Genomic DNA, 24621 nt, shown 5'->3' on the forward strand with positions numbered 1-24621 from the left:
GAGGAGAGGTCCATGACCGGACTGGAAGAGGTCAGTCATCGCCACGATGACAGCGCGACGCTGAAAGAAGCCAATCGAATTCCCGCCGGATCGCCCATCCTCGAACTGAAAGGCTTGCAGAAGAATTACGGTCACGTGCAGGCGCTGAAGCCGGCGACGCTGACCTTCTTTGCCGGCGAAATCCACGCCATCGTCGGCGAAAATGGCGCCGGCAAATCGACGCTGATCAAATTGCTCACCGGCGTCATCACCCGCACGGCCGGCGAAGTGTTCTGGTGCGGCCATCCGGTGGGGCTGTCGACGCCGAACGAGGCGATCGCCCGCGGCATCAATGCCGTCCACCAGGAAGTCGTGCTCTGCCCGCACCTGACTGTTGCCGCCAATCTCTTCCTCGGCGACGAGGTCAATCGCTACGGCCTGATGCGCAAGAAGCAGATGGAGAAGATGGCGCAGTCTGTGCTCGACGATCTTGGCTTCGGCCTGCCAGCCGGTGCGCTGCTGAGCTCGCTGACGATCGGTCAGCAGCAGCTCGTCGCCACCGCGCGCGCGGCGATGCGCGGCACGCAGTTCCTGATCTTTGACGAGCCGACTGCCTATCTCACCCGCCAGGAATCCGCGCAGCTCTTCAAGCTGATCCGCCGGCTGCAAGGCGAAGGTGTTACCATCGTCTATATCAGCCATCGCATGGAAGAAGTCTTCGAACTGGCAGACCGCGTCTCGGTGCTGCGCGACGGCACGCATGTCGGCACGCGGCTGATCGGCGAGACCAACGAGGCCGAGCTCATCGCGCTGATGATCAACCGCACGATCGAACAGATCTACCACAAGGAAGACATTCCGATCGGCGAGACGATTCTCGATGTCAGGGGCCTCACCGGCCCGGGCTTCGAAGACGTGTCGCTGAGCGTCAAGGCAGGACAGATTGTCGGCCTTTATGGCCTGATCGGCGCCGGGCGCAGCGAATTCGCGCTCGGGCTCTACGGACGCCAGCCGACAAGCGCCGGCGAAATCCACTGGAAGGGCAAGCGCGTCAACATCCGCAACGAACGCACCGCCATGGAGCTCGGAATTGCGCTGGCACCGGAAAGCCGGCGCGACCAGGGGCTTTGCCTCAACCAGTCGATCGGCCTCAACATCAACTTGCCGGTCTTCGGGCGGCTGAGCCACGGACCGGTCATCAATCATACGCGGGAGTCGGCCAATGCCGACAAACAAATCCGCGATCTCAGCATCAAGACGCCGAGCCGGCGCGTGCCGGCCTCCAGCATGTCGGGCGGCAACCAACAGAAGATCGTCATCGGCAAGTGGTTGAGCCACGGCGCCCGGCTGTTCATCTTCGATGAGCCGACCGTCGGGGTGGACGTCGGCACCAAGGCGGAAATCTATCGGCTCTTCGCCAAGCTGCTGAAAGAGGGGGCAGGCATCATCCTGATCTCCTCCTACCTGCCTGAGGTCTACGAACTGGCCGACCGGCTGCACGTCTTCCGCGGCGGCAAGCTCGTCGCGAGCCATGATTTCCACGCGGCGACGCATGAAGAAGTGCTCAGCGAAGCGATCGGCGTCTGAGCCAGAAGAATAAGAGGGAGAAAATCATGACTGCCACCCCCACCGAAATCGTCGCGCCGCCGCCGCGCCGGAAGATGAATATTCTGTTCGGCCTGACGCTGATCGGCTTGCTGATCTTCCTCTGGGTCGTGCTCGGCTTCGTCACCCCGAGCTTCTGGACGCCGCTCAACATTTCCAACCTGCTGCGCCAAGGCGCGATGACGGCGATCCTGGCGCTCGGCCAGACCTTTGTCATCATTACTGCGGGCATCGACCTTTCGGTCGGCGCGATCGTCGGCTTCTGCACCGTCATCATCGCCTGGCTCTTACAGACCGGCGTACCGCTCTGGGCGGCGATCGTGCTGACATTGGCAATCGGAGTCGCGATTGGCGCCTTCCATGGCTTCGGCATCGTGCATATGGGCCTGCCGCCCTTCATTATCACGCTGGCGACGCTGACGTCGCTGCGGGGCATCGGCCTCTTGATCACCAACGGCTCGACGATCAGCATTACGGACGAAGGTTTCAGCAATTTCGCCCGCGCCGATTTCCTCGGCGTTCCGAGCCTGTTCTGGATGGTCATCCTGGTGGCGGTCCCCTCCTTCGTCTTCCTGCATCTGAGCCGCTGGGGCCGCTATCTCTTCTCCGTCGGTTCGAATGCAGAAGCCGCGCGGCTTTCCGGCGTCAACGTCAAGGGCATGATCTACCTTGCCTATATCCTTTCGGCCTCGTTTGCCGCCTTCGTCGGCGTGCTGCTCGCCTCGCGCATTGCGATCGGCAACGCGACACAAGCCGACGGCTGGGAATTGCAGGCGATCGCTTCATCCGTTATCGGCGGCACGTCGCTCTTCGGTGCAGTCGGTTCCGTGCACGGCCCGCTGATCGGCGCCTTCATTCTGGCGACCATCAACAACGGCGCCAACCTCCTGAACGTCAACTCGTTCTGGCAGCGTATCATCACCGGCCTGCTGATCATCGTCATCGTCTATTTCGACCAGCTTCGCCGGCGCCGGGCAGGCTGAGCGGGACGCAAAACGAAGCCGGCCCAAAGGCCGGCTTTCTTCATTTCAGCAATGCGAGACCTATCATGAAAGCAGTGCTCTGCCGCGAACCAGGCGTCCTCGATCTCGTCGAGCGCCCTTCTCCCGAAACACCTGATACTGGTTGGGTACGGCTTGCCGTCAGCCATGTCGGCATCTGCGGCACGGACTATCACATCTTCGAAGGCAAGCACCCCTTCCTCGAATATCCGCGCGTGATGGGACACGAGATCTCGGCGACCGTGCTGGAGGTCGGCGACGGGGTGGCGATGGCCATTGGTACACCTGTTATCGTCAATCCCTACCTCTCTTGCGGGACCTGCGTCGCCTGCCGCCAGGGCAAGCCCAACTGCTGCACCAATATCAAAGTTCTCGGCGTACATACGGACGGTGCATTCTGCGAGGAAATCGTCGTGCCGGCGGGTAATCTCTATGCCGCCAAGGGTCTCAGCCTGGAGGCCGCGGCGACCACCGAATTCCTGGCGATCGGAGCACATGCCGTGCGCCGCTCCATGGCATCAGCCGGTTCCCGCGCGCTTGTGATCGGCGCAGGTCCGATCGGCCTCGGTGCGGCGATCTTCTCGCGTATCGCCGGTCATGACGTGACGCTGCTCGACACCAGCGCGGACCGGCTGCAGATGGCATCGGAACGCTTCGGCTTCACATCCGGCATCGTCGCTGATGACGGTACCCTCGATGCCGTGAAGGCTAAGACTGACGGTGACGGTTTCGATGTCGTCTTCGATGCGACGGGCTATGGACCTTCGATGGAGAAAGCCTTCAGCTTCGTCGCCCACGGCGGCGCGCTTGTGCTCGTCAGCGTCGTGAAGGACGATATCCGCTTCTCCGATCCCGAGTTCCACAAGCGGGAAATGATGGTGATCGGCAGCCGCAATGCGACGCGGGTCGATTTCGAGCACGTCGCGGATTCGATCGCCGGGGGTCTCGTGCCGGTCGACAAGCTGATCACGCATCGCACGACACTTGCCGATGCGCCGCGCGATCTCGCCCGCTGGGCGCACGAAAAGAGCGGCCTCATCAAGGCTGTGATCAAGGTCGCTGATTAAAGCGTATCGATTGCGGCGCGCATCTGCCTGACGACCGCGACATCCGTCCGGTTCGAGGTCGGCACATCGAAGCCGAACGAGACGGCGCGCGGATCGGCACTGGCAACGGGTGAGCTGCAGGAGCCGTGAATTTCGTGAGCACCGGTCGCCCGCAGGATTTGGACGGCATTGCTCGGGCGCACACCGCTGCCCGGCATGATCGAAATGCGGCCGGCTGCCTTAACTGAGATGCACTTCAGCGTTTCCAGTCCGTCCATCGCCTTCGGCACACAGCCCGAGGTGAGGATGCGCTCGCAGCCGAGCTCGACCGCCTGTTCGAGAGCGGCATCCGGATCGGGCACGAGATCGAAGGCGCGATGCAGCGTCGAGCCGAGGCCGGCGGCATGCGCCTTCAGGCGACGAATGAGCGGCATGTCAAGCGCGCCGTCCGGCCGGTTTGCGCCGATGACGACGCCGGCGAGGCCAGCGGCCCTGACAGCATCGATGTCGGCCAGCATCGCCTTCTCATCCGTCGCGTCGAAAATGAAGGGGCCGGCATGCGGACGGATCATTGCATAGACGGGGATCGGAGCTTCGGCGGCAATCCGCATCAGGCTCGGGAGTGGCGTCAGCCCGCCGAGTTCCAGCGCCGAGCAGAGCTCGATACGGCCGGCGCCGCCCTCGATCGCAGCCGTGAGGCCCTGAGCGCTATCGACGCATACTTCCAGCAAAACGGCCATGGTCCGAACCCTCTTCTTCCGCTAGCACCGCCGATTGTCCGCCAACCGCCGATTCCACGCTATAGCCTGATTATTTTGCCGGGATCAAACCAATGCATCGTAATAACGGCGGCTCTCGACCTCATCTCGACCGTTCAGAGCGCGCTCCCTTCGCTGGAACGTAGACGTTATGCCGTGTTCATGGCGCTGCCGTTCCGAGCGCCGGCATGATGACATCGTCGATGCAGTCGGCATCGACGTGGATGAAGAAGCCATCCAGCTCCTCTCGCGTCAGGTGATCGACCGCTTCGCGCGCGGCGGGCTCGATGCGCATCGCGCGTACGGGCAGGCCGCCCGTCATCTAACCACCACGCACTGTGCAGATGCCTTGGAACCCTGACCCTGAAAAGCGCTTTATCTACGAAGGAGGCGAACACATGGACACGCGCGTCAGACATTGCAGGGTTCAGATCGGACCGGTGGACACTTTCTACCGAGAGGCAGGACCAGAACGTGCGCCTGTCGTTCTCCTGCCGCACGGCTATCCCTGTTCATCCTATGAATTTCGCAATCTGATGCCGAGACTAGCCGACAAATGGCGGCTGATCGCTCCTGACTATCCCGGGTTCGGCTATAGCGGTACACCCGATGACTTCGACTACAGCTTCGACGGTTATGCCATGTGGCTCGACCAGTTCGTGACGCAGCTGAAGATCGAGCGCTTCGTGATCTACCTTCACGATTTCGGCTCGCCGGTCGGGGTTAGGCTGGCGATCATGCGGCCTGAAAGGGTTGTGGCTCAGATCATTCAGAACGGTGACATACCTTACGAAGATGCGCTTGGCCCGAAGTACGCCGATATCGAGAAATTCTGGTCGCTGCCCGATCAAGAGATGCGTGCGGCGATGAGAAAGGCTGTTACGGAAGAAAACTTCCGCGACGAGTTCTTAAATGATGTCCGTGCAGATTTGGTTGGATTCATCGCGCCGGACCTTTGGCAATTGCACTGGTCGCTGGTGACCGAGCGGCGAAAGGACGCCGCCGCAGACATTCTGTTTGACCTCAAGGCGAACCGCCGATGGTTTCCTGAGCACCGCCGATATCTTCAGCAGTACAAGCCGCCGACATTGATCGTGTGGGGGCCGCAAGATCACTACATGCCCGAAGAGTCAGCGCGAGCCTATCTGCGCGACCTGCCAGATGCCGAATTGCATCTCCTGGATGGCGGCCATTGGCTGCTTGAAACCAACCTCGATGAGGTTATTTCGCTTATGCGATCATTTCTCGAACGGATCGAGTCCTAACCGGCAACGGCAGTTATCTGTTTTTATCGCCAAAAGCTGCCTGTCCGCTTCCCGTGAGGGCGGGACTTTGCTCGACAGGCATGGGAACAATTTTTGCCGCCGTCGCAATCAGCAGGTCGCAAGCGTCAGCCGCGGCTTTCCGATGGTTGAAGGCCACGTGGTAGGACATGGGCATCGGTTCGGCGAGTTCGACAATGCGTACCCGATCGGCGATCGGCATGGCACTGACGCGGCCGAGGAAGGAGACGTAGCCGTGATTGGCGACGAGATCGACGATCACAGGAAGCGAATCCGCCGCGGTGATGTCCCGGTCGCGGAGGCGGCGATGCAGGGTGCGGTCATAACCGAAAGCCATGGCGGCATGGCCGATGCCGGTCCGCGGGCTCGGCGTGCAGATGGGATGACTGGCGACAAGCTCGGCGGCGGTGGCTTCCGTGCTGTCGGGCGGGGCGATCGCCACCATATCCGTGCGCAGCAATTCACGATGCCGGAAGCTGTCCAGGCCGAAGACGGAATCGAGGATTGCCACATCGATGCGCCCGGATTTCAAGGCCTCGCGCAAATCGTCAGCGGTCATCGAGACGAGCGACAGGGCGTTCTTGTTGCGCCCGGCATTCCACTCCGCAACGAGGCTGCCGAGGCAGCGCGCGACCCAGCTTTCCGCGCCCGTGGGAATGATGGCGCCGATGCGCAGCGAACGCGCTGTGCGCTGATAACGTTCGTCCGCGGCGGATTTCAACTCGTTCCAGGCGAGGCTGATCGTCGAAAACACTGTATAGGCAAGACGGCCCTCCTCCGTCAGCGCCGAGCCCTGAGCCTGGCGCTCGAAGAGGCGGGCGCCGAAGAATTTCTCAAGATTGGCAATCTGCAACGAAAGCTGCGGCTGACCAAGGCGAAGACGACGGGCTGCTCTGTTGATGCTGCCCTGATCGGCAACTTCCAGATAGCGCTCGATGGTGACGAGCTTGACGGGAATGCGGGCGGCCCACTGACCGTAAGCTTCCGGTTCGCGATGGCCAAGCCTGCCGCCGAGCTGCTCAATTGCGGTTAGGATCGGCGTCAATCCCTCCAGAGCCCTGCCGCCGGCGAGCAGGATGACCAGCTCGCCCGAAGAACGTTCGGCAAGTTTCAGGGCAAGCTCCGTTTCCAGATTGTCGATCGCCGCAGACACGGTCGACACGGAGATGTCGAAGCGGCGCGCCGTCTCGCGCATGGAGCCGGAGGACAGGACATGGCTTGCGATGAAAAGGGCGCCGAGATGCACGGCTTTCTCCGGAAACTACTGAAAAGGCGGAGGATATGACGTGTTCGTGAAAAAAGATATCCCTGCTCACAAGGGTGCAGGCTATCGTTCACCTAAACAAGAAGTCCGGTCGGCGGCAGAACCGAAAATAAGCAACCGGAACATCGTGGAAACACGCAAGGGGACAAAAACAAATCGCGCCGGCCTTGGAAAAGGAAATGCAATTCCGCGAACGGTTTTGCATTCGCCGCCATAATCGCGCCGCGACAGCGAATACTGGAGGGGGCTGCTTCGATTTTCGGGCATCGAATTTTCGAGGATGCACACTATTTCCATGACGCACGTATTTCCGGCATGATGGCCTGAGAGCCAGCCTGCCGGCCAGGGTTTCATGCGCGCAGGCTTCGCATCCGGGGCTTTCGCGACGTTTAACGGTGTTCAACCAAGGGGATAATCATGCTTAGGAAATTCGCACTTGCCGTCTCGCTTTCCGCTTTTGCGGTCGGCGCGGCCCACGCCGCAGACGTCGTCGTTTCGTCGAAGATCGACACCGAAGGCACGCTGCTCGGCAATGTCATCGCTCTCGCCCTGGAAGCCAACGGCATCAAGACGCAGGACCGTATCGCGCTCGGTGCCACGCCGGTCGTGCGCAAGGCGATTACCGCAGGCGAAATCGACATCTATCCGGAATATACCGGCAATGCCGGCTTCTTCTTCAACAAGGCCGATGATGCTGCCTGGAAGAACCTCGACCAGGGCTATCAGATGGCCAAGAAACTCGACTATGACGCCAACAAGATCGTCTGGCTGACACCGTCGCCGGCCAACAATACATGGGCGCTGGCCGTGCGCAGCGACGTTGCCGGTCCGAACAAGCTCAAGACCATGTCCGACTTCGGCAAGTGGGTTTCGGGCGGCGGTGCTGTCAAGCTTGCGGCATCCGCCGAATTCGTCAACTCCGCCGGCGCCCTGCCCGCCTTCCAGACCACCTATGGCTTCACCCTGAAGCCGGATCAGGAAGTCGTGCTTTCGGGCGGCGATACGGCCGCAACGATCAAGGCGGCCGCCGACCAGACCAACGGCGTCAATACCGCCATGGTCTACGGCACGGACGGCGCGATCGAAGCGGCCCAGCTGACGGTTCTCGAAGACGACAAGAGCGTGCAGCAGGTCTATGCACCGACCCCGATCATCCGTGAAGCGGTGCTGCAGGCCAATCCCAAGATCCAGGAAATCCTCGCTCCGATCTTCCAGAGCCTGACGGCAGACGAGCTGCGCAAGCTCAACGCCAAGATCCAGGTCGATGGCGAGCCGGCGAAGTCGGTTGCCGAAAGCTATCTGAAGGAAAAGGGCTTCCTGAAGTAATTGCCTACTGCCTAATTCCTTAAATCGGGATCGATTTGCGGATAAAATTATGCAGCGTTTATAAGTGCTACAGCGCCCTTTGCCCGTCTGAAAAGGCACGCGGCGCTGTCGTGCTCCGCCCGGGATTCGGGCGGGGCCTGTTGCGGACAGGGTTGGATCGATGGAAGAAACCTTAGCGGTCCGCAAGCTGGACCGGCTCGGCGTGGTACTCGTGGCAGGCGGCATTGCGGCGACGGCTCTTCTGCCTTTCATCTATGTGAAGGCGAACCGTATCGCCGCCGGCAAGCCGATGCTGCTGACGCAGCTCATCCCCCAGACTTCCGTGATCATCCTGCTGGTGCTTTTGGTTGCCACCGCATTGACAACGCTTTTCCTGCGCAGCGCTCTTGTCCGTCTCGGGCTCGGCACACTCTGTCTCGCCGCCTTGATTTTGGCGATCGGGCTCGTGGCAACGGCTGCGACACCGCCCGGCAGCACCGTGGCGCGCATGACGCCCGGCGGCAGTTTCTGGGTGCTCTTCGGGGTCATCGGCCTCATCATCTCCGATGCGCTGGCGAAGATCCGGCTGACGCCCTGGATGCGCGTCCTGACCCTTGTCGCCTATACCGCCCTGCTCGGCATCTGCCTTTCATCGGGCCTGCTCGACAGCCTGTCGATCCTCAGGGAATTTTCCACGCGTTCGGCGCAGTTCTGGACCGAGGCCTATTCCCATCTGCTTCTGGCGTTCGGCTCGCTTGCGATTGCCATCGTGCTCGGGTTGCCGCTCGGCATCCTCTGTTTCTGGGTGCCCAAACTGCGTGCAGTCGTGCTGCAGACGCTGAGCCTCATTCAGACTATTCCGAGCCTGGCGCTCTTCGGCATATTGATGCTGCCGCTCGGCTACCTTGCCGCGCATGTGCCGCTTGCCGCCGATATCGGCATTCGCGGCATCGGCACGGCGCCGGCGCTGATTGCGCTGGTGCTCTATTCGCTGCTGCCGATCGTCGCCAATACGGTCGTCGGCCTTGAAGGTGTCGATCCATCCGTGCGCGACGCTGCCGCCGGCATGGGGCTGACGCGCCGGCAGATCTTGACCGGTATCGATCTGCCGCTTGCCTTTCCGGTCATCCTCACGGGCATCCGCATCGTGCTCGTGCAGGCGATCGGCATGGTGACGATCGCCGCGCTGATCGGCGGCGGCGGCTTCGGCATTTTCATCTTCCAGGGGCTTGGCCAGACGGCCATGGACCTCGTCCTGCTCGGCGCCGTGCCGACCGTTTTCTTCGCCTTCTCCTCGGCCGTCATCCTCGATGCGGTCATCGAAAGCATCCAGGGGCCAGCCACATGAGCATGATCGAGATCAGGAATGTCACCAAGCGCTACGGCTCGGCCACTGTCGTCGACAATGTCTCTGTCAATGTCGAGAAGGGCTCGATCACCGTGATCGTGGGCACGTCGGGCTCCGGCAAATCGACGCTCATGCGGATGATCAACCGGCTGGTACCGATCACCGAGGGTCAGATCTTCGTCGGCGGACAGAACATTATGGACGTGCCGGCGACTGAGCTTCGTCGCAAGATCGGCTATGCCATCCAGGGACACGGCCTGTTTCCGCACCGGACGGTCGCACAGAATATCGCCACCGTGCCGCAGCTGCTCGGTTGGGATGCTGATCGTACCGACAAGCGCGTCACCGAACTGCTCGGCCTCTTCAATCTCGACCCGGCGACGTTCGCGGAAAAATATCCGCATCAGCTTTCCGGTGGCCAGCAGCAGCGCGTCGGCGTTGCCCGGGCGCTGGCGGCCGAGCCGGAACTCCTCTTGATGGACGAGCCTTTTGGCGCGCTCGATCCCGTCATCCGCGGAAAGGCGCAGGACGATCTGCTGGCGATCCAGAAACAGTTCGGCACGACTGTTGTCCTCGTCACGCATGACATGGACGAGGCCTTCCATCTCGGCAACCAGATCGCCGTCATGAGCGGCGGCAGGATGCTGCAATGCTCGACGCCGGAAAAGATCCTGACGGAGCCTGCCGATCCCTTTGTGCAACAACTCACCGGCACATCCGATCGGGCGCTGAAGCTGATGTCGCTGACGCCGCTGAAGGACAGCATGCAGCCTGCCAAACCCGGCCTGCCCTATTCGCTGGCACAGTCGCTCAGCTTGCGCGACGCGCTTGCCGAAATGATCTGGCAGGGCGTCGACGAGGCGGCCGTACAGGATGCGAACAAGGCGCCGGTGGGTTCGATCACCATGGAGCGGCTCCTCGAATTGGGCCGCAAGGCATGAGATTCATCGTCGCCAACCTCTTTCGCGCGCTGGCACTGGTGGTGCTGCTTATCCTGATCTTCAGGACGGAGTGGCTCTCCTTCATGCTGGTGCCGCTCACCAACAACAATGCGCCGCCGGTCTATACGCAAAACAGCCTTGCTTCGCTGGCGCTCGGGCATCTGGAGCTGGTTTTCGTCTCCATCATCGGTAGCGCAGTGCTGGCTGTGCTCGGCGGCATTTTCGTCACGCGTCCGAGCGGAGCGGATTTCCTGCCGCTGTCGCGGGCGATTGCCAATGCCGGTCAGACCTTTCCGCCGGTCGCAGTTCTGGCGCTCGCCGTCCCCGCCACCGGTTTTGGCGCCACGCCGACGCTGATCGCGCTCTTCCTCTACGGGTTGCTGCCGATCTTCGAGAATACGGTCGCGGGCCTCAAGCAGGTATCGCCGCAGGTGCTGGACGCCGCCGACGGCATGGGCATGAACGGCACGCAGCGCCTCTTCAAGGTCGAACTGCCGCTGGCACTGCCGCTGATCCTCGAAGGGCTGAAAGTCGCGACCGTCATCAATATCGGCACGGCGACGATCGGCTCGACCGTTGCGGCAAAGGGCCTCGGCGAGGTGATCATTGCCGGCCTCATCTCCGACAATACGGCTTTCATCCTGCAGGGCGGTTTGATCGTCGGCCTCATGGCGGTGCTGATCTATGATGTCGTCGGCCTGCTCGAAGGCGCGATTACCCGCAGAATGGGCTTGCGTCCCGCTTGAGAGGGCGGCTACCAAGGCAGATAGAGCGCACCTTCGTTTTCTTCGAATCACGAAAGTGCTCTATCTGCTTGTTTTTACGCAATTCCGGATGCAAAGCCGCTGCACATTTTGCTGGAATTGCTTTGGATATCAGCGATGGGAGACCGCCTTGGCCAAGATGATCCATTCCATGATCCGCGTGCTGGACGAGGCGCGCTCGGTCGATTTCTACAGCAAGGTCTTTGGACTCAAGGTTGCCGACCGCGTCGATTTCGAGACCTTCACGCTGATCTACCTAAGCAATGACGAGACCGGCTTCGAGTTGGAGCTGACAGTCAACAAGGGCCGCATCGAGCCCTATAATCTCGGCGACGCTTACGGACATCTCGCCGTTTCTGTCCAGGAAGTGCAGGTCGAGCACAAGCGGTTGACGGATCTCGGCCTCAATCCCGGCAAGCTCGTGGAACTCAACCGCGACGGCAAGCTCTTTGGGCTGTTCTTCTTCATCACCGATCCCGACGGCTACAAGATCGAAGTGCTGCAGCGCCACGGTCGTTTCCAATAAGATAAGAGGCTTGTCATGATTGGGAGGAGAGAGCTTCATAACGGCTGGACGCTTTCCTGTAACGATACAGGAAGAGGCGCTCTGTCAAAGACCATTCCGGCCACGGTGCCCGGCTGCGTGCATCTCGATCTGCTGGCGAACCGGCTGATCCCCGATCCCTATCTCGATATCAACGAGATCACAAATGACTGGATCGGCAGGACGGAATGGGCCTACCGGCTGAATTTCGAGGCCGAGCCTGACGCCGGCAAAGTGCAGGAACTGGTCTTCGACGGGATCGACACGATTGCGACGATCTGGCTGAACGGCGAGGAGATCGGCCGCACTTTCAACATGCACCGCACCTATCGCTTCGATGTCTCGTCGCTGCTGCGGCATGGTGAGAACGAGCTCAGCGTCACCTTCCATTCCGCCTATGCCTATGGCGCCGAAATGGAGAAACACTACGGTTACCGTCCCAACAACTATCCGGGTCCGGGTAACCTGATGCGCAAGATGGCCTGCAATTTCGGTTGGGACTGGGGTCCGACGCTGGTGACCGCGGGGCTCTGGAAGCCGGTGCGGCTGGAAAGCTGGGATCGCGCGCGGCTTGCTGAAACGCGAGTCTCGGGAGCACTTGCCGGTGGCGACGGGCTCGTCAAGGTGCATATGCGGCTGGCGAGGCATGGCGATGCCGGGCCGGCGAAGATCACCGCCGAGATCGGCGGCGTCACGCAGACGCTCATGGTCGAGGCGGATGCGGAGGAGGTTTCGTTCGAAGTCCGCGTGCCCTCGCCGCAGCTCTGGTGGCCGCATCATCTCGGCGCGCAGCCGCTTTATCCGCTGGAGATCCGGCTGGAAGACGAGAGCGGCAACGTACTCGACACCTATGCGAAGAAAATCGGTTTCAGGTCGCTGCGGCTCGATACGTCGCCGGATGCGCATGGCTCGGCCTTCACCTTCGTCATCAATGACGTACCGATCTTTGCCTGTGGCGCCAACTGGATACCGGATGACTGCTTTCCCTCGCGCGTAACGGCGGAGCGCTATGCGGCGCGGATCGAGGAAGCCAAGGCCGCCAATATCAACCTGCTGCGCGTCTGGGGCGGCGGGATCTTCGAGCGGGACGAATTCTACGAGGCTTGCGACCGGGCCGGCATGCTCGTCTGGCAGGATTTTCTCTTCGCCTGCGCCTCCTACCCGGAAGAAGAGCCGCTGCGGAGCGAGGTCGTTGCCGAGGTGCGGGACAATGTCGTGCGGCTGATGCCGCATGCGTCATTGATCATTTGGAACGGCAATAACGAGAATATCTGGGGCTTCGACGAATGGGGCTGGCGGCCGATCATCAAGGACGGCGTGAGCTGGGGGCTCGGCTATTATCTCGATGTCCTGCCAAAGCTCTGCGCCGAGCTCGACCCCGACCGGCCCTATTATCCCGGCAGCCCCTATTCGGGCTCCATGGAGATCGAGCCGAATGACGATCGGCACGGTTGCAAACATATCTGGGACGTCTGGAACGACGTCGGTTACGAGGTTTATCGCAATTACATTCCACGCTTCTGCTCGGAATTCGGCTGGCAGGCGCCGCCCACATGGGCAACGCTCCAGGAGAGCGTGCATGACGAGCCGCTGACGCCGGAATCGCGTGGGGTTTTTCATCATCAGAAGGCGACCCAGGGCAATGACAAGCTCGTCAAAGGGCTTGCCGGGCATCTGCCCGTGCCGCAGACGATGGATGACTGGCATTTCGCCACGCAACTCAATCAGGCCCGCGCCATCCGCTTTGCCGTCGAGCACATGCGTTCGCATCGCGATATCTGCAAGGGCGCGGTCGTCTGGCAGTTCAACGATTGCTGGCCGGTCACATCATGGGCAGCTCTCGATTCGGCCGGACGGCGCAAACCGCTCTGGTATGCGATGCAGCAGGCCTTCCACCCTCGCCTGCTGACGATCCAGCCGCGCAGAAATGGCCTTTCGGCGGTCGCCGTCAACGAGCAGACGCTGTTCTGGCGCTCGAAGATCAGCGGCAAGCGCATGCGGCTTGATGGCACTGTGCTGGCGGAGTTCGAATTCTGGCGGCTGCTCTGCGATCGGTTCGAGGCGAGGGAATTTCCTTTGCCCGATGATGTTGCGAAAGCCGGTTCGGTGAATGAGGAAGTCATCGTCGTGCAGATGCTTGACAAACGCGCCTTCCATTACTTCGTCGAGGATGTCGATCTTAAGCTCCCGGAACCAGAGATCGATATTGCGTTGGCAAGATCGACTGGGGGCTACGAGGTCACGGTAAGCGCCAAGGTTTTTCTGAAAGACCTCTGTCTGATGGCGGATCGGCTCGATCCTGCGGCGGTGGTCGATTCCATGCTGGTAACCCTGCTCCCCGGCGAGAGCCATGTCTTCCGCCTAGTGACCGAGAAACAGCTGTCGGCCGAGGAGATCGTTGTTGGAACCGTACTGCGCTCCGCCAATGATCTCTTGAACGCAAACTGAAAGGCCCCGCTCTGGCGGGGCCTCTGCCGGCTCGTTCTCGCGGATAACGTTACATCCAGTAGGGTGGCACGCCGTAGTAGTCATAAACGCGGCGACCGTTGTCGTTGTACCAGGTGTCGTCATCATCCGCGTAGCTCGGCGCGCCTTCGATCTGCTCCTTCGTGAGATCGATGCGGTAGCCGTCCAGCTGGGTATCGTAGGTCAGCTTTGCCCATGGCAGCGGATAGTGGTCATGGCCGATGCCGAGGAAGCCGCCAAAGCTCAGAACGGCATAAGCCACACGGCCGTCCTGCTTCCCGAGGATGAGGCGCTCGATGGAACCGATGTGTTTGCCATCGGCGCCATAGACGCGGGTGCCTTCCACGCGGTCGCTGGCAATCAGCGTCGGCGTATCCTTTACATTCGGGTCACGGCGGGTGGCGTCGGTATCCTCATTCAACATTGTGCACCTCCTTTGTTGTTTCCTCGTGGGTTCATCCACACCAATCAAACGTGTCCTACGCTTCAAAGTTCCCTGTTGCAGGCTGCCCCGTGTGCCCTCGGGATATTGACGTTTACGTCAAGGTTATTGTAGCCTCAAGTTGCTTGAACCGTTCAAGCAATGGCATAAGCTGCCTTTGACGGAGGATGGAGGAATCTTCCGATTCAGACCGGATAAATCCGGTTTCGGCGGCCGAATGGGAGAGAGAAAATGAACAGCATTTCCGCCCACCCAAGCGGTGCGAAACCGGAAAAACCATGGCTTGCTACCTATCCGGACGTCGTTCCGGCCCAGATTCCCCCGCTGGAATTCACATCGCTTCCCGACCTTCTGGAAAAGAATTGTGCACGTTTTGCCGGTCGCAAAGCCTTTTCCAGCATGGGCAAGGCAATGACCTATCGCGAGCTCGAGGCGCAAACCCGCAAAGTGGCTGCCTGGCTGCAGAGCGTCGGCCTGCAGAAGGGCGACCGTGTCGCTGTTATGATGCCGAACGTGCTTCAGAACCCCGTCGCAGTCTATGGCATCCTGCGCGCCGGGCTGATCGTGGTGAACGTCAACCCGCTCTATACGCCGCGCGAGCTCGAACACCAGCTCAACGATTCCGGCGCCAAGGCCATTTTCGTTCTCGAAAACTTCGCGCGCACCGTCGAGCAGGTGATCAACAAGACGGACCTGCGCCATGTCGTCGTCACCTCTCTCGGCGAAATGCTCGGACTCAAGGGGCATATCGTCAACTTCATCGTCCGCCGGAAAAAGAAGCTGGTGCCATCCTGGTCCATTCCGGACCATAAAAGCTTCCGCCAGGTGCTTGCCGAGGGCGCGAAGAAGACGCTGGCGCCTGTCGCGCTCTCCGGGAGCGACATCGCCTTCCTGCAATATACTGGAGGTACGACTGGAATTGCCAAGGGTGCGGTGCTCACACACCAGAACCTGCTTGCCAACAAGCTGCAGCTGCAGCTCTGGCTGAAATCCGCCTTCGACAAGAAGAAGCAGCCTGATGTGCTGAACTTTCTTTGCGCGCTGCCGCTCTATCACATCTTCGCGCTGACGGTGAATTCGCTGATGGGCATGTCGCTCGGCGCCCATAATGTGCTGATCGCCAACCCGCGCGATATTCCGGGGCTTGTGAAGGAATTCCAGAAGTCCGATATTCATATCTTCCCCGGCCTCAACACGCTATTCAATGCGCTGCTCAACAATGCCGATTTCGCCAAGCTCGATTTCTCATCGCTCGTCATGTCGCTCGGCGGCGGCATGGCCGTACAGAGACCGGTGGCGGAACGCTGGTTGAAGGTGACCGGCTCGCATATCACCGAGGGTTACGGACTTTCGGAGACCTCTCCCGTCGCCACCGCCAACCGCTTCGATTCTCCCGAATTCACTGGCTCGATCGGACTTCCCATTCCCTCGACGGAACTCGACATCCGCGACGAGGCCGGCAATTCTCTGCCGCTTGGCGAGATCGGCGAGATCTGCATCCGTGGGCCGCAGGTGATGACCGGCTACTGGAACAAGCCGGAGGAAACGGCGCAGGTGATGACGCCGGACGGCTATTTCCGCAGCGGCGACATGGGCTTCATGGACGAGCGCGGTTACACCAAGATCGTCGACCGAAAGAAGGACATGATCCTTGTCTCCGGCTTCAACGTCTATCCGAACGAGATCGAGGAAGTGGCCGCCATGCATCCAGGCGTCCTCGAAGCCGCCGCGATCGGCGTGCCGGACAGGCATTCCGGCGAAGCGGTGAAGCTCTTCATCGTGCGCAAGGATCCTGATCTCACCGAGGCCGAGGTGAAGGCCCATTGCATGGCCAATCTCACCAATTACAAGCGGCCGCGCTTCATCGAATTCCGAGCCGAGCTGCCGAAGACGCCAGTCGGCAAGATCCTGCGCAAGGACCTGCGTGGCTGAATTTAACGGTCTCGTGAAATTGAGAGCCATCCGCTTGTCGCGGGTGGCTTTTTTCATATTTCGACAGATGGCTGAACTTGATTTGAACCGGAGAAAGGGAATAGTTTCCGCAGCCCTCTCCGCCTCCAAAGGAGCCTTCCATGAATGCCATCGTCGAACAACTGAAGAGCATCGCTGTTGCCACAAAGGCCACCGATCTGCGCGCCGCATTTGCAGCCGATCCGCAGCGCTTCTCTCACTTTTCCGTATCGCTTGACGACCTGCTGATGGATTATTCCAAGACGGCCGTGAACGACGAGATCCTGAAGCTTCTGGTGAAGCTCGCCGAAGAAGGCGGCGTCGAGAAGAAGCGCGAGGAGATGTTCTCCGGCAAGGCGATCAACTTCACAGAAGACCGCGCCGTGCTGCATACGGCGCTGCGCAACCGCTCCAACACGCCTGTTCTGGTCGACGGCAAGGATGTCATGCCCGACGTGAACGCCGTGCTTGCCGCCATGGGCAAGTTTGCCGACGGCATCCGCTCCGGCGAGCTGAAGGGCGCTACCGGCAAGAAGATCACCGATGTCGTCAATATCGGCATCGGCGGTTCGGATCTCGGCCCGGCTATGGCGACGCTGGCGCTCGCCCCGTTTCATGACGGCCCGCGTGCCCATTTCGTCTCCAATATCGACGGCGCTCATATCGGCGACACGCTGAAGCTGGTGCAGCCGGAGACGACGCTGTTCATCGTCGCCTCCAAGACGTTTACGACCGTCGAGACGATGACCAATGCGCAGACGGCGCGTAAATTCATCGCCAGCGCTCTCGGCGAAGCTGCCGTTCAGCACCACTTCGCCGCAGTGTCCACAGCGCTAGACAAGGTCGCAGCTTTCGGCATCGAAAGCGAACGCGTCTTCGGCTTCTGGGATTGGGTCGGCGGCCGCTACTCGATCTGGTCGGCCATCGGCCTGCCGCTGATGATCGCTGTTGGCCCGGTTAATTTCGGCAAGTTCCTCGATGGCGCACACGCGCTCGACAATCATTTCCGTCAGGCGCCGATCACCGAAAATCTGCCTATGCTGCTCGGCCTGATCGGCTTCTATCACCGCAACGTGCTGGGTTATCCGACGCGCGCCGTGCTGCCCTATGACCAGCGCCTGTCGCGCTTCCCGGCCTATCTGCAGCAGCTCGACATGGAATCGAACGGCAAGGGCGTGACCATCGACGGCACGCCCGTCGAAAACAATTCCGGCCCGGTGGTCTGGGGCGAGCCCGGCACCAATGGCCAGCACGCCTTCTTCCAGCTTATCCATCAGGGCACGAGCATCATCCCGGCCGAGTTCATGATCGCCGCGAACGGTTTCGAGCCGGAGCTGCGCCACCAGCATCAGCTTCTGATGTCGAACGTCCTCGCCCAGTCGGAGGCCCTCATGAAGGGCCGCACCTTCGCGGAAGCCAAGAAGCAGCTGACCGACAAGGGCATGGACGACAAGAAGGCCGATTTCATCGCCCCGCACCGCGTCTTCAACGGTAACCGCCCGTCGATCACCTTCGTCTATGACAAGCTGACGCCTTACGCGCTCGGCCGCCTGATCGCGCTCTATGAGCACCGCGTCTTCGTCGAAGGCGTACTCTTCCGCATCAACTCCTTCGACCAGTGGGGCGTGGAGCTCGGCAAGGAGCTGGCGACCGGCCTTCTGCCGGTCGTCGAAGGCAAGGAAAGCGCTGCAGGTCACGACTCTTCGACACAGGGGCTCGTTGCTGCACTGGCAAAGCTCGCCAAGTAATCCCGGCGATTGCGCCGCTATCGAAGCCCATCCGCCGCGCGGGTGGGCTTCTTTGTTTGACCCTGTCGAAATGCAGCGCATCTCGTCGTCTATAGGGAGAATGACAACGGAGGAGGCGATGACTGCCATGGATCACGAGCTGGTGAAATTCGAAGCCGAGGGCGCACTGCCATTGCCCCCCGCAAACGAGGAGGGTTTCGTCGAGAACAAAGGCGCGCGCATCTGGTATGCGAGTTATGGCGCTGGCCCAGCGGTCATCCTGCTGCATGGCGGGCTCGGCAATAGCGGCAACTGGGGCTATCAGGTGCCCGATCTCGTCGCGGCCGGGCATCGGGTCATCGTGGTCGACAGCCGCGGGCATGGCCGCAGCACGCGTAACGAGCGCCCCTACACCTATCACCTGATGGCTTCCGACGTGCTGGCCGTCATGGATCATGCCGGGATCGAAGAGGCGGCCTTCGTCGGCTGGAGCGATGGCGCCTGCACGTCGCTGATTCTCGCCGATCAGCATCCGGATCGGGTTTGCGGCGTGTTCTTCTTCGCCTGCAATATGGATCCCAGCGGCACGAAGGAATTTAAAGCGACGCCCGTCATCGACCGCTGCTTCAGCCGTCACCGGAAGGATTACCAGGCGCTATCGGCGACACCTGACCAGTTCGAGGCTTTCGTCGGCGACGTCTCGAAAATGATGGCGACGGAGCCGAATTATACGGCCGAGCAGCTGGCCGGCATCGAGGTGCCGGTCTCGATCGTGCTCGGCGAGCATGACGAATTCATCAAGCCGGACCATGCCGATTATCTGGCAAGGACGATCCCGGACGCGGAATTCGTGCTGCTGCCCGGTGTCAGCCATTTCGCGCCGCTACAGCAGCCGGACCTCTTCAATTGCGAGGTCCGGGCCTTTCTCGACCGGATCGAATGAGGCTCAAAGGCCGATTTCGCGTGCCCAGGGCGGATTTGCGCCCGCGCGGGAGACGGTGACTGCCGCGGCCTTGGCGCCAAGAGCCAGAGCATTGCGCAGGGCCTGTTCATCGAGATTGGCAACCTGCGCCTTGGTCAGCAGATTGTCCATCTTCAGCGAGGCGAGGACGCCGGCATCGAACGTGTCGCCAGCGCCGACGGTATCGACGACCGTGACCCGTTCGCTCGGCACGGTAACCTTGCGCGCGCTCGTATAGCCGGTCGCGCCTTCGGCACCCTTGGTGATGACCACGAGCTTGGCGCCGTGGTTCAGCCAGTGGGCGGCGAGCGCGTCATGGTCGCCTTCCAGGCCGAACCATTCGAGATCCTCGTCAGAGAATTTCACGATGTCGGACTTGGCGGCCATGCGCTTGATACGGGCCATATGCGCGGCCTTATCCTTGATGAAGCCCGGGCGGATGTTCGGATCGAGCGAGATGACGCGCGTGGCCGCTTCGCGATCGAGGAGCGCCTCGTAGGTTTCGCCGCAGGGGCTGGGGATGAGGCTGATCGCGCCGAAATGCAGGGCTTCGCAGTCATCACCGAGGGTTGGCAGATCATCTGTGGTGATCATGCGGCCAGCGGTGCCCTCATCATAGAAGGCATAGGTCGCGTGGCCATTGACGAGCTTGACGAAGGCGATCGTCGAGGGGCGCGGCGTGATGGCGCAAGGGCTGTAATCGACATTGCTGGCCTTCAGCGTATCGAGCAGGATTTCGCCCATCATGTCATCGGCGATGCCGGTGAAGAAAGCGGTCGGGATACCCAGGCGGCCAAGGGCGATCGCCGTATTGAAGATCGCGCCGCCGGCATAGGGTGCAAAGCCCTTTTCGCCCAGAGTCGTATCTCTCGGCAGCATGTCGATCAGAGCTTCGCCGCAGCACAAAATCATCGAATTCCTCCCAACGGACTTGCGCGTTCTTCAATCGATTAAGCGAGCTTTTGTCAAAAGGCTAGAGCGAAAGCTCACTCACGCCACCATTTCTCGCCGACCAGGCAAGCGGCGCATCGAGGAACGCCTCGACTTCCTGCAGCGTCCTGTCGTCGAAGAGCTTCTGCTGCTTGGCGATCGCCAGAACTTCGCGCCAGGTGGCGATATGGTGGAACTGGACCTTGCCATTGGCAAAACGCTGATGTGCCTCTGGGAAGATGCCGTAGAAGAAAAGCGCAATGCCGTGATCGACGATGCCGCCGGCGGCTCTGACGGCATCGATGAACGTGAACATGCTGCCGCCGGCGGTCGTCAGATCCTCGATGACGAGAACGCGGGCGCCTTCCTTCATGTCACCTTCTATCTGCGCATTGCGGCCATGGCCCTTGGGCTTCTTGCGGACATAGATCATCGGCAGGCCGAGGCGATCGGCGAGCAGTGCGGCGAAGGGAATGCCGGCGGTCTCGCCGCCGGCGATGCAGTCGAACTGCTCAAAACCGGCGTCGCGCAAAAGTGTGCTGGCGGCAAAATCGATCACGGTCGAGCGGATGCGCGGGAAGGAGAGAAGCTTGCGGCAGTCGATGTAGACAGGGCTCATGATGCCGGAGGCATATTTATAGGGCGTCTCGGCGTTGAAATGCACCGCCTTGATCTCCCAGAGCATCTTTGCCAGCAGCTCTGCCATAGTGGCGCGGTCGGGAAATGTGGTCTGGATCATGCGGCTCTCTCCTTCGGCTGACGTTCCAGCGGCAATAGCAGCAAGAGCGGCCGGTTTCCAGACAGAACAGGGCCGTCAGCCCAGCAGACGGCCGATATCCGCAACCTGCATCTTCTTGAAGAGCGCGATTGCCTGCGCACCCTCTGCCTCTTCCAGCGAAACCGCGTAACGGACAGCGGCAGCGAGAAGCTGCATTGTCAGCCGGGAAATGGCCAGAAGCTCCACCTTGGTCCGCTTGGGCCACAGCTGTTGTAGCACTGAAAGAAGGGCCTGGGCATGGAATTCCATGTCTTCGGCATCGACCTCTTGAAGAAGCTTGTCGGTGTGGGTCGCATGCCAGATATCGCGCATGACGGGTTCGCGGCGGAAGAAGGCGTAATATTCATCCGCGATGACACAGAGCGCAGTGCGCAGATTGTCAGCATTCGTCACCTTGGCCAGTTCGGCGGCCACGCACTGACGACCCTCCTCGTTGAAACGTTCGGCGAGCGTGCGGATGATCGAGGTCTTGTCCGGGAAATATTGGTAGAGAGCACCAAAGGAAAGATCAGCCCTTTCAACAATTTCGCTCATTTTCAGCGCATCGCTGCCATTCTTTTCGATGAGCTCCGAGGCGACCGCCAGGATTTTCTCGAAGCGTTCACGTCCACGCTGCTGGGTCGGGATACGGCGTGGCTGACCGGTCGGCTCCTGCTGACGCTTGCGCCTTGCGATCATTCCTTCTGCCATCGGTGCTGCCCTCTCAACTGTTGACAAAGAAAATAAGAGAAACTATCTCATTTTGCAAATGAGAGAGTTTCTCTTATTTGCAAACCGAGGAGGAGTTTCGACATGCAGAATTCCGAAATCGTATTGATCGGCGGATCAGGAAAAACCGGCGGGCGCATTGCCGCTAAGCTGGAGGAGCTTGGACTTGCGGTGCGCAAGGCGTCCCGCTCCACGTCACCAGCCTTCGACTGGGAGGATCGCTCGACCTGGCGCAGCGCATTGAAGGGCGCAACGAGCGCCTACGTTGCGTTCCAGCCGGACCTCTCCGTTTCCTGGGCCGCTGAAGCCATCGGAGAACTTTGCAGGATCGCGCTGGAGTGCGGGCTGCAGCATATCGTGCTGCTTTCCGGCCGCGGCGAAGAGGGAGCGCGGCGCAGTGAGGAAGCATTGAAAGCATCCGGGATCGACTACACGATCCTGCGCGCCTCGTGGTTCTGCCAGAATTTCAGCGAAGGCGCTTTTCTCGAGCCGCTCGTTGCCGGCAGACTGGAGCTTCCGGCGGGCGATGTCAGGGAGCCTTTCATCGATGCCGGCGATATTGCCGATGCAGCGCTGGCGGCACTGACTGATATCAGGCACCGCAACAGGCTCTATGAGTTGACCGGTCCCCGCGCCCTCACCTTCCGCGAAGCCGTCGCCGAAATCGCCGCCGCCTCGGGGCGTCCGATCGACTACGAGCAAGTATCGATGGCGGATTTTGCAGCAGGACTTTCGGCAGTGGGAACGCCTGGGCCAGTCATCGCGCTTCTGGAGGAACTTTTCGGCCAGGTGCTCGACGGCCGCAATTCGGAAGTTATGGGCGGCGTTACCGATATTCTCGGCCACCCGGCGCGTGATTTCACTGACTATGCGCGGAAGACCGCAGCAACCGGAATATGGAGGGCATGACCATGCAGATCGCTCTTGTCCTATGTCTCGTTGCCGCCGCCATTGGCAGCGGCCTTGTGGCCGGCATCTTTTTTGCCTTCTCGACCTTCATCATGACTGCTTTCTCGCGCATTCCGGCCGAGCAGGGTATTGCGGCGATGAATTCCATCAACGTGACGATCGTGCGCTCGCCCTTCATGCTGCTCTTCGTGCCCACCGCGATCCTCTGCATCGTCATTGCTGTGCTGGCCGTCCTGAATTGGCGCGGCGGCGCCTCCTCGCTGATGTTAAGCGGAGCGGCGCTCTATATCGTCGCGCCCTTCCTCTCCACCATCATCTTTAACGTGCCAATGAACGATGCGCTGGAGAAGGTGAGCGGCAGCGAGCCGGAAGCGGTTGCGCTCTGGACGACCTATCTCCGGGACTGGACCTGGTGGAACCATGTGAGGACGATCGCCTCGCTGTTCGCCTCCGTCGCCTTCGTCCGTGCCCTGATGATCGTCTGAATGATTGTTTGCCGAACGACGCGGCGTTCGCAGGAATCGGGTGGCTGGTTTCGAGCCGGCATGCGAATGTCGACCAGTTGCAGCGAAAGGATCGCCATGTTCACGCTTCATGATTATCTGCCGTCGCAGAATGGCTGGAAAGTCAGGGTTTTGCTTGGCCTGCTCGAAATGCCCTACAGCAGCCGCGATGTCTCGATCTTCGAGGGCGAGAGCCGTACCGAGGCTTTCCTGAAGCTCAATCCGGTCGGCGCCATTCCGGTTCTCGAGCTCGACGATGGGCGTGCAATTGCCGAATCCAATGCAATCCTCACTTATCTCGCCGAGGGCACACGTTTTCTGCCATCGGACCGCTACCTGCACGCCAAGGCCATGCAGTGGTTGTTCTTCGAACAATATCATGTCGAGCCGGTCATCGGCTCGCTGCGTTTCTGGACGCTGACGGGACGGCTGGAGCGTAATCAGAGCATGGTCGCGGGGAAACGCGAAGCTGCAACCCGTGCTCTCGCCGCAATCGAACGCGGCCTCGCCGACAACCCGTTTCTTGTCGGCGAAGAGCTGACCATCGCGGACATTGCCGTCTACGCCTATAGCCATCGGGCCGAGGATTGCGGCTTTTCTCTCACCGCCTATCCCGCGTTCGCCGCCTGGTGTGGCCGCGTTCTCGACGCCATCGGTCCTGACTATCCGGTGTATCCCTATAGCCTCGACCCGCATTCCGGTGCCCGCACGGAGCTTTAGACTAGGTCTGCTCGCAGAAAGCGATGCGATTGCTGAAGGGGTCGATGACGGTCATTTCCAGCCCCCAGGGCGCTTCCTCTACGCCGGGCTTCATGTAGCGGTAGTCCTTGCCGGCGAGTTCGGCGTGATAAGCCCGCACATTGGCGACACGGACGAAGGCCTTGGCACCGGGGCTGGCATCCCCCGAATGCTCGCTCAGGTGCAACTGCATGTTCTCGCGGGAGACTTGGCAATAAAGCGGGAAATTCTCGCCGAAACGATGCTCCCAATCCAGTGTAAAGCCCAGGAAGCCACAATAGAATTCCATGGCTTTCTCCACCGAAAAAATGCGGAAGATCGGCACAGGCGGTTCTATCCCCACAGGAGATTTGACGCCTTCGGCCTCATCCAGTTTTGCAGAAAGAATGTTCCACTGCGTGAAGCCGAATTGTCGGGCGACGATTTCGAGTGTTTCGCTATGGGTGAGGGAAATGCCGCGGTCGGCAAGCGCCTGCCGTAAAGTCTTGGCCATAAGCTTGGCATCGCGAAAATCGCGCATGAGTTCATCCTTCCGTTGGCGGCAAACAGGAAGATCAGTGCCCGCGTCTGCTGACCCGTTCGCCATCGATTGCCAGAAGCAAGGATGTGAAGGTGGATATGGATGCATTCACCATAATGCTTGCGCATCGCGGAGCGGCTGGCTGCATCCG

24 protein-coding genes and 1 pseudogene are annotated in these 24621 nt (G+C 60.7%); 17 read left to right on the top strand and 8 right to left on the bottom strand.

Annotated features, from left to right (window positions below; genetic code table 11):
- The first annotated feature begins 12 nt into the window (after positions 1-12).
- From EV281_RS09240 to EV281_RS09250, 3 genes are all read left to right on the top strand, one after another.
- Positions 13-1566, top strand: a complete 1554-nt coding sequence (locus tag EV281_RS09240) for a sugar ABC transporter ATP-binding protein (RefSeq protein ID WP_132652788.1) — start codon at positions 13-15, stop codon at positions 1564-1566.
- A 26-nt stretch (positions 1567-1592) separates the two neighbouring features.
- Complete coding sequence (locus EV281_RS09245) at positions 1593-2567, top strand: ABC transporter permease (protein ID WP_132652789.1); 975 nt, start codon at positions 1593-1595, stop codon at positions 2565-2567.
- A gap of 65 nt (positions 2568-2632) precedes the next feature.
- Positions 2633-3652, top strand: a complete 1020-nt coding sequence (locus EV281_RS09250) for a zinc-binding alcohol dehydrogenase family protein (RefSeq protein WP_132652790.1) — start codon at positions 2633-2635, stop codon at positions 3650-3652.
- Here EV281_RS09250 and EV281_RS09255 read toward each other — a convergent pair.
- Positions 3649-4371, bottom strand: coding sequence for a copper homeostasis protein CutC (locus EV281_RS09255; protein ID WP_132652791.1), 723 nt, complete (start codon positions 4369-4371; stop codon positions 3649-3651). The two genes, EV281_RS09250 and EV281_RS09255, sit on opposite strands and share 4 nt — an antisense overlap.
- A 199-nt stretch (positions 4372-4570) precedes the next feature.
- Positions 4571-4699: pseudogene (locus EV281_RS09260) on the bottom strand (arginase family protein); the annotation flags it as partial.
- Between the two features lie 88 nt (positions 4700-4787).
- On the opposite strand from EV281_RS09260, the gene EV281_RS09265 reads away from it, so the two are divergent.
- The gene (locus EV281_RS09265) at positions 4788-5654 is read left to right on the top strand and encodes an alpha/beta hydrolase (protein ID WP_132653222.1); all 867 of its coding nucleotides are present in this window, start codon (positions 4788-4790) and stop codon (positions 5652-5654) included.
- Between the two features lie 13 nt (positions 5655-5667).
- Here EV281_RS09265 and EV281_RS09270 read toward each other — a convergent pair whose 3' ends face one another.
- Complete coding sequence (locus tag EV281_RS09270; RefSeq protein ID WP_132652792.1) at positions 5668-6918, bottom strand: LysR family transcriptional regulator; 1251 nt, start codon at positions 6916-6918, stop codon at positions 5668-5670.
- Between the two features lie 46 nt (positions 6919-6964).
- On the opposite strand from EV281_RS09270, the gene EV281_RS09275 reads away from it, so the two are divergent.
- The 7 genes from EV281_RS09275 to EV281_RS09305 all read left to right on the top strand — a co-directional run bounded on the left by EV281_RS09275 (position 6965) and on the right by EV281_RS09305 (position 14286).
- Positions 6965-7153, top strand: a complete 189-nt coding sequence (locus EV281_RS09275) for an acetyltransferase (RefSeq protein WP_245508243.1) — start codon at positions 6965-6967, stop codon at positions 7151-7153.
- Between the two features lie 200 nt (positions 7154-7353).
- Positions 7354-8262, top strand: a complete 909-nt coding sequence (locus EV281_RS09280; RefSeq protein WP_132652794.1) for an ABC transporter substrate-binding protein — start codon at positions 7354-7356, stop codon at positions 8260-8262.
- A 160-nt stretch (positions 8263-8422) separates the two neighbouring features.
- Positions 8423-9589, top strand: a complete 1167-nt coding sequence (locus EV281_RS09285) for an ABC transporter permease (protein WP_132652795.1) — start codon at positions 8423-8425, stop codon at positions 9587-9589.
- A complete protein-coding gene (locus tag EV281_RS09290; RefSeq protein ID WP_132652796.1) occupies positions 9586-10530 on the top strand; it encodes an ABC transporter ATP-binding protein in 945 nt (314 codons plus the stop codon). Before EV281_RS09285 ends, EV281_RS09290 begins: the two co-directional genes overlap by 4 nt.
- Positions 10527-11276: an ABC transporter permease gene (locus EV281_RS09295; protein WP_132652797.1), complete on the top strand. Its 750-nt coding sequence runs from the start codon at positions 10527-10529 to the stop codon at positions 11274-11276. Before EV281_RS09290 ends, EV281_RS09295 begins: the two co-directional genes overlap by 4 nt.
- Positions 11277-11424: 148 nt before the next feature.
- Positions 11425-11820 (top strand): VOC family protein, encoded by a 396-nt coding sequence (locus EV281_RS09300; RefSeq protein ID WP_132652798.1) that lies wholly within the window; start codon positions 11425-11427, stop codon positions 11818-11820.
- A 15-nt stretch (positions 11821-11835) separates the two neighbouring features.
- Positions 11836-14286 carry a glycoside hydrolase family 2 protein gene (locus EV281_RS09305; protein WP_132652799.1) on the top strand — a complete coding sequence of 817 codons (2451 nt, stop codon included), beginning with the start codon at positions 11836-11838 and terminating at the stop codon, positions 14284-14286.
- 49 nt (positions 14287-14335) lie between these two features.
- Here EV281_RS09305 and EV281_RS09310 read toward each other — a convergent pair whose 3' ends face one another.
- A complete protein-coding gene (locus EV281_RS09310) occupies positions 14336-14728 on the bottom strand; it encodes a PRC-barrel domain-containing protein (protein ID WP_132652800.1) in 393 nt (130 codons plus the stop codon).
- Between the two features lie 249 nt (positions 14729-14977).
- On the opposite strand from EV281_RS09310, the gene EV281_RS09315 reads away from it, so the two are divergent.
- The 3 genes from EV281_RS09315 (at position 14978) to EV281_RS09325 (ending at position 19366) form a co-directional block, all read left to right on the top strand.
- Positions 14978-16678, top strand: a complete 1701-nt coding sequence (locus EV281_RS09315) for a long-chain fatty acid--CoA ligase (RefSeq protein WP_132652801.1) — start codon at positions 14978-14980, stop codon at positions 16676-16678.
- Positions 16679-16818: 140 nt separating this feature from the next.
- Positions 16819-18444, top strand: coding sequence for a glucose-6-phosphate isomerase (gene pgi, locus EV281_RS09320; protein ID WP_132652802.1), 1626 nt, complete (start codon positions 16819-16821; stop codon positions 18442-18444).
- A 118-nt stretch (positions 18445-18562) separates the two neighbouring features.
- Entirely contained in the window at positions 18563-19366 is an 804-nt protein-coding gene (locus tag EV281_RS09325; RefSeq protein ID WP_132652803.1) for an alpha/beta hydrolase, read from the top strand.
- 3 nt (positions 19367-19369) lie between these two features.
- Here the strand turns inward: EV281_RS09325 and EV281_RS09330 are convergent, their stop codons facing one another.
- The 3 genes from EV281_RS09330 to EV281_RS09340 all read right to left on the bottom strand — a co-directional run bounded on the left by EV281_RS09330 (position 19370) and on the right by EV281_RS09340 (position 21782).
- Entirely contained in the window at positions 19370-20296 is a 927-nt protein-coding gene (locus tag EV281_RS09330; RefSeq protein ID WP_132652804.1) for a carbohydrate kinase, read from the bottom strand.
- Between the two features lie 61 nt (positions 20297-20357).
- Complete coding sequence (locus EV281_RS09335; protein ID WP_132652805.1) at positions 20358-21053, bottom strand: orotate phosphoribosyltransferase; 696 nt, start codon at positions 21051-21053, stop codon at positions 20358-20360.
- Positions 21054-21128: 75 nt separating this feature from the next.
- On the bottom strand, positions 21129-21782 hold the full coding sequence (locus EV281_RS09340; protein ID WP_132652806.1) for a TetR/AcrR family transcriptional regulator: 654 nt from the start codon (positions 21780-21782) through the stop codon (positions 21129-21131).
- Positions 21783-21884: 102 nt separating this feature from the next.
- Between EV281_RS09340 and EV281_RS09345 the strand changes: the two genes are divergently transcribed.
- The 3 genes from EV281_RS09345 to EV281_RS09355 all read left to right on the top strand — a co-directional run bounded on the left by EV281_RS09345 (position 21885) and on the right by EV281_RS09355 (position 23932).
- Positions 21885-22709: an NmrA family NAD(P)-binding protein gene (locus tag EV281_RS09345; RefSeq protein WP_132652807.1), complete on the top strand. Its 825-nt coding sequence runs from the start codon at positions 21885-21887 to the stop codon at positions 22707-22709.
- A 2-nt stretch (positions 22710-22711) separates the two neighbouring features.
- Positions 22712-23194, top strand: coding sequence for an anthrone oxygenase family protein (locus EV281_RS09350; protein ID WP_132652808.1), 483 nt, complete (start codon positions 22712-22714; stop codon positions 23192-23194).
- A gap of 96 nt (positions 23195-23290) precedes the next feature.
- Positions 23291-23932, top strand: a complete 642-nt coding sequence (locus tag EV281_RS09355; RefSeq protein ID WP_132652809.1) for a glutathione S-transferase family protein — start codon at positions 23291-23293, stop codon at positions 23930-23932.
- 1 nt (position 23933) lies between these two features.
- Here the strand turns inward: EV281_RS09355 and EV281_RS09360 are convergent, their stop codons facing one another.
- The gene (locus tag EV281_RS09360) at positions 23934-24470 is read right to left on the bottom strand and encodes a glyoxalase superfamily protein (RefSeq protein ID WP_132652810.1); all 537 of its coding nucleotides are present in this window, start codon (positions 24468-24470) and stop codon (positions 23934-23936) included.
- Between the last annotated feature and the right edge of the window lie 151 nt (positions 24471-24621).

It is taken from the genome of Rhizobium sp. BK418, from assembly GCF_004341105.1.
GTDB lineage: Bacteria > Pseudomonadota > Alphaproteobacteria > Rhizobiales > Rhizobiaceae > Rhizobium.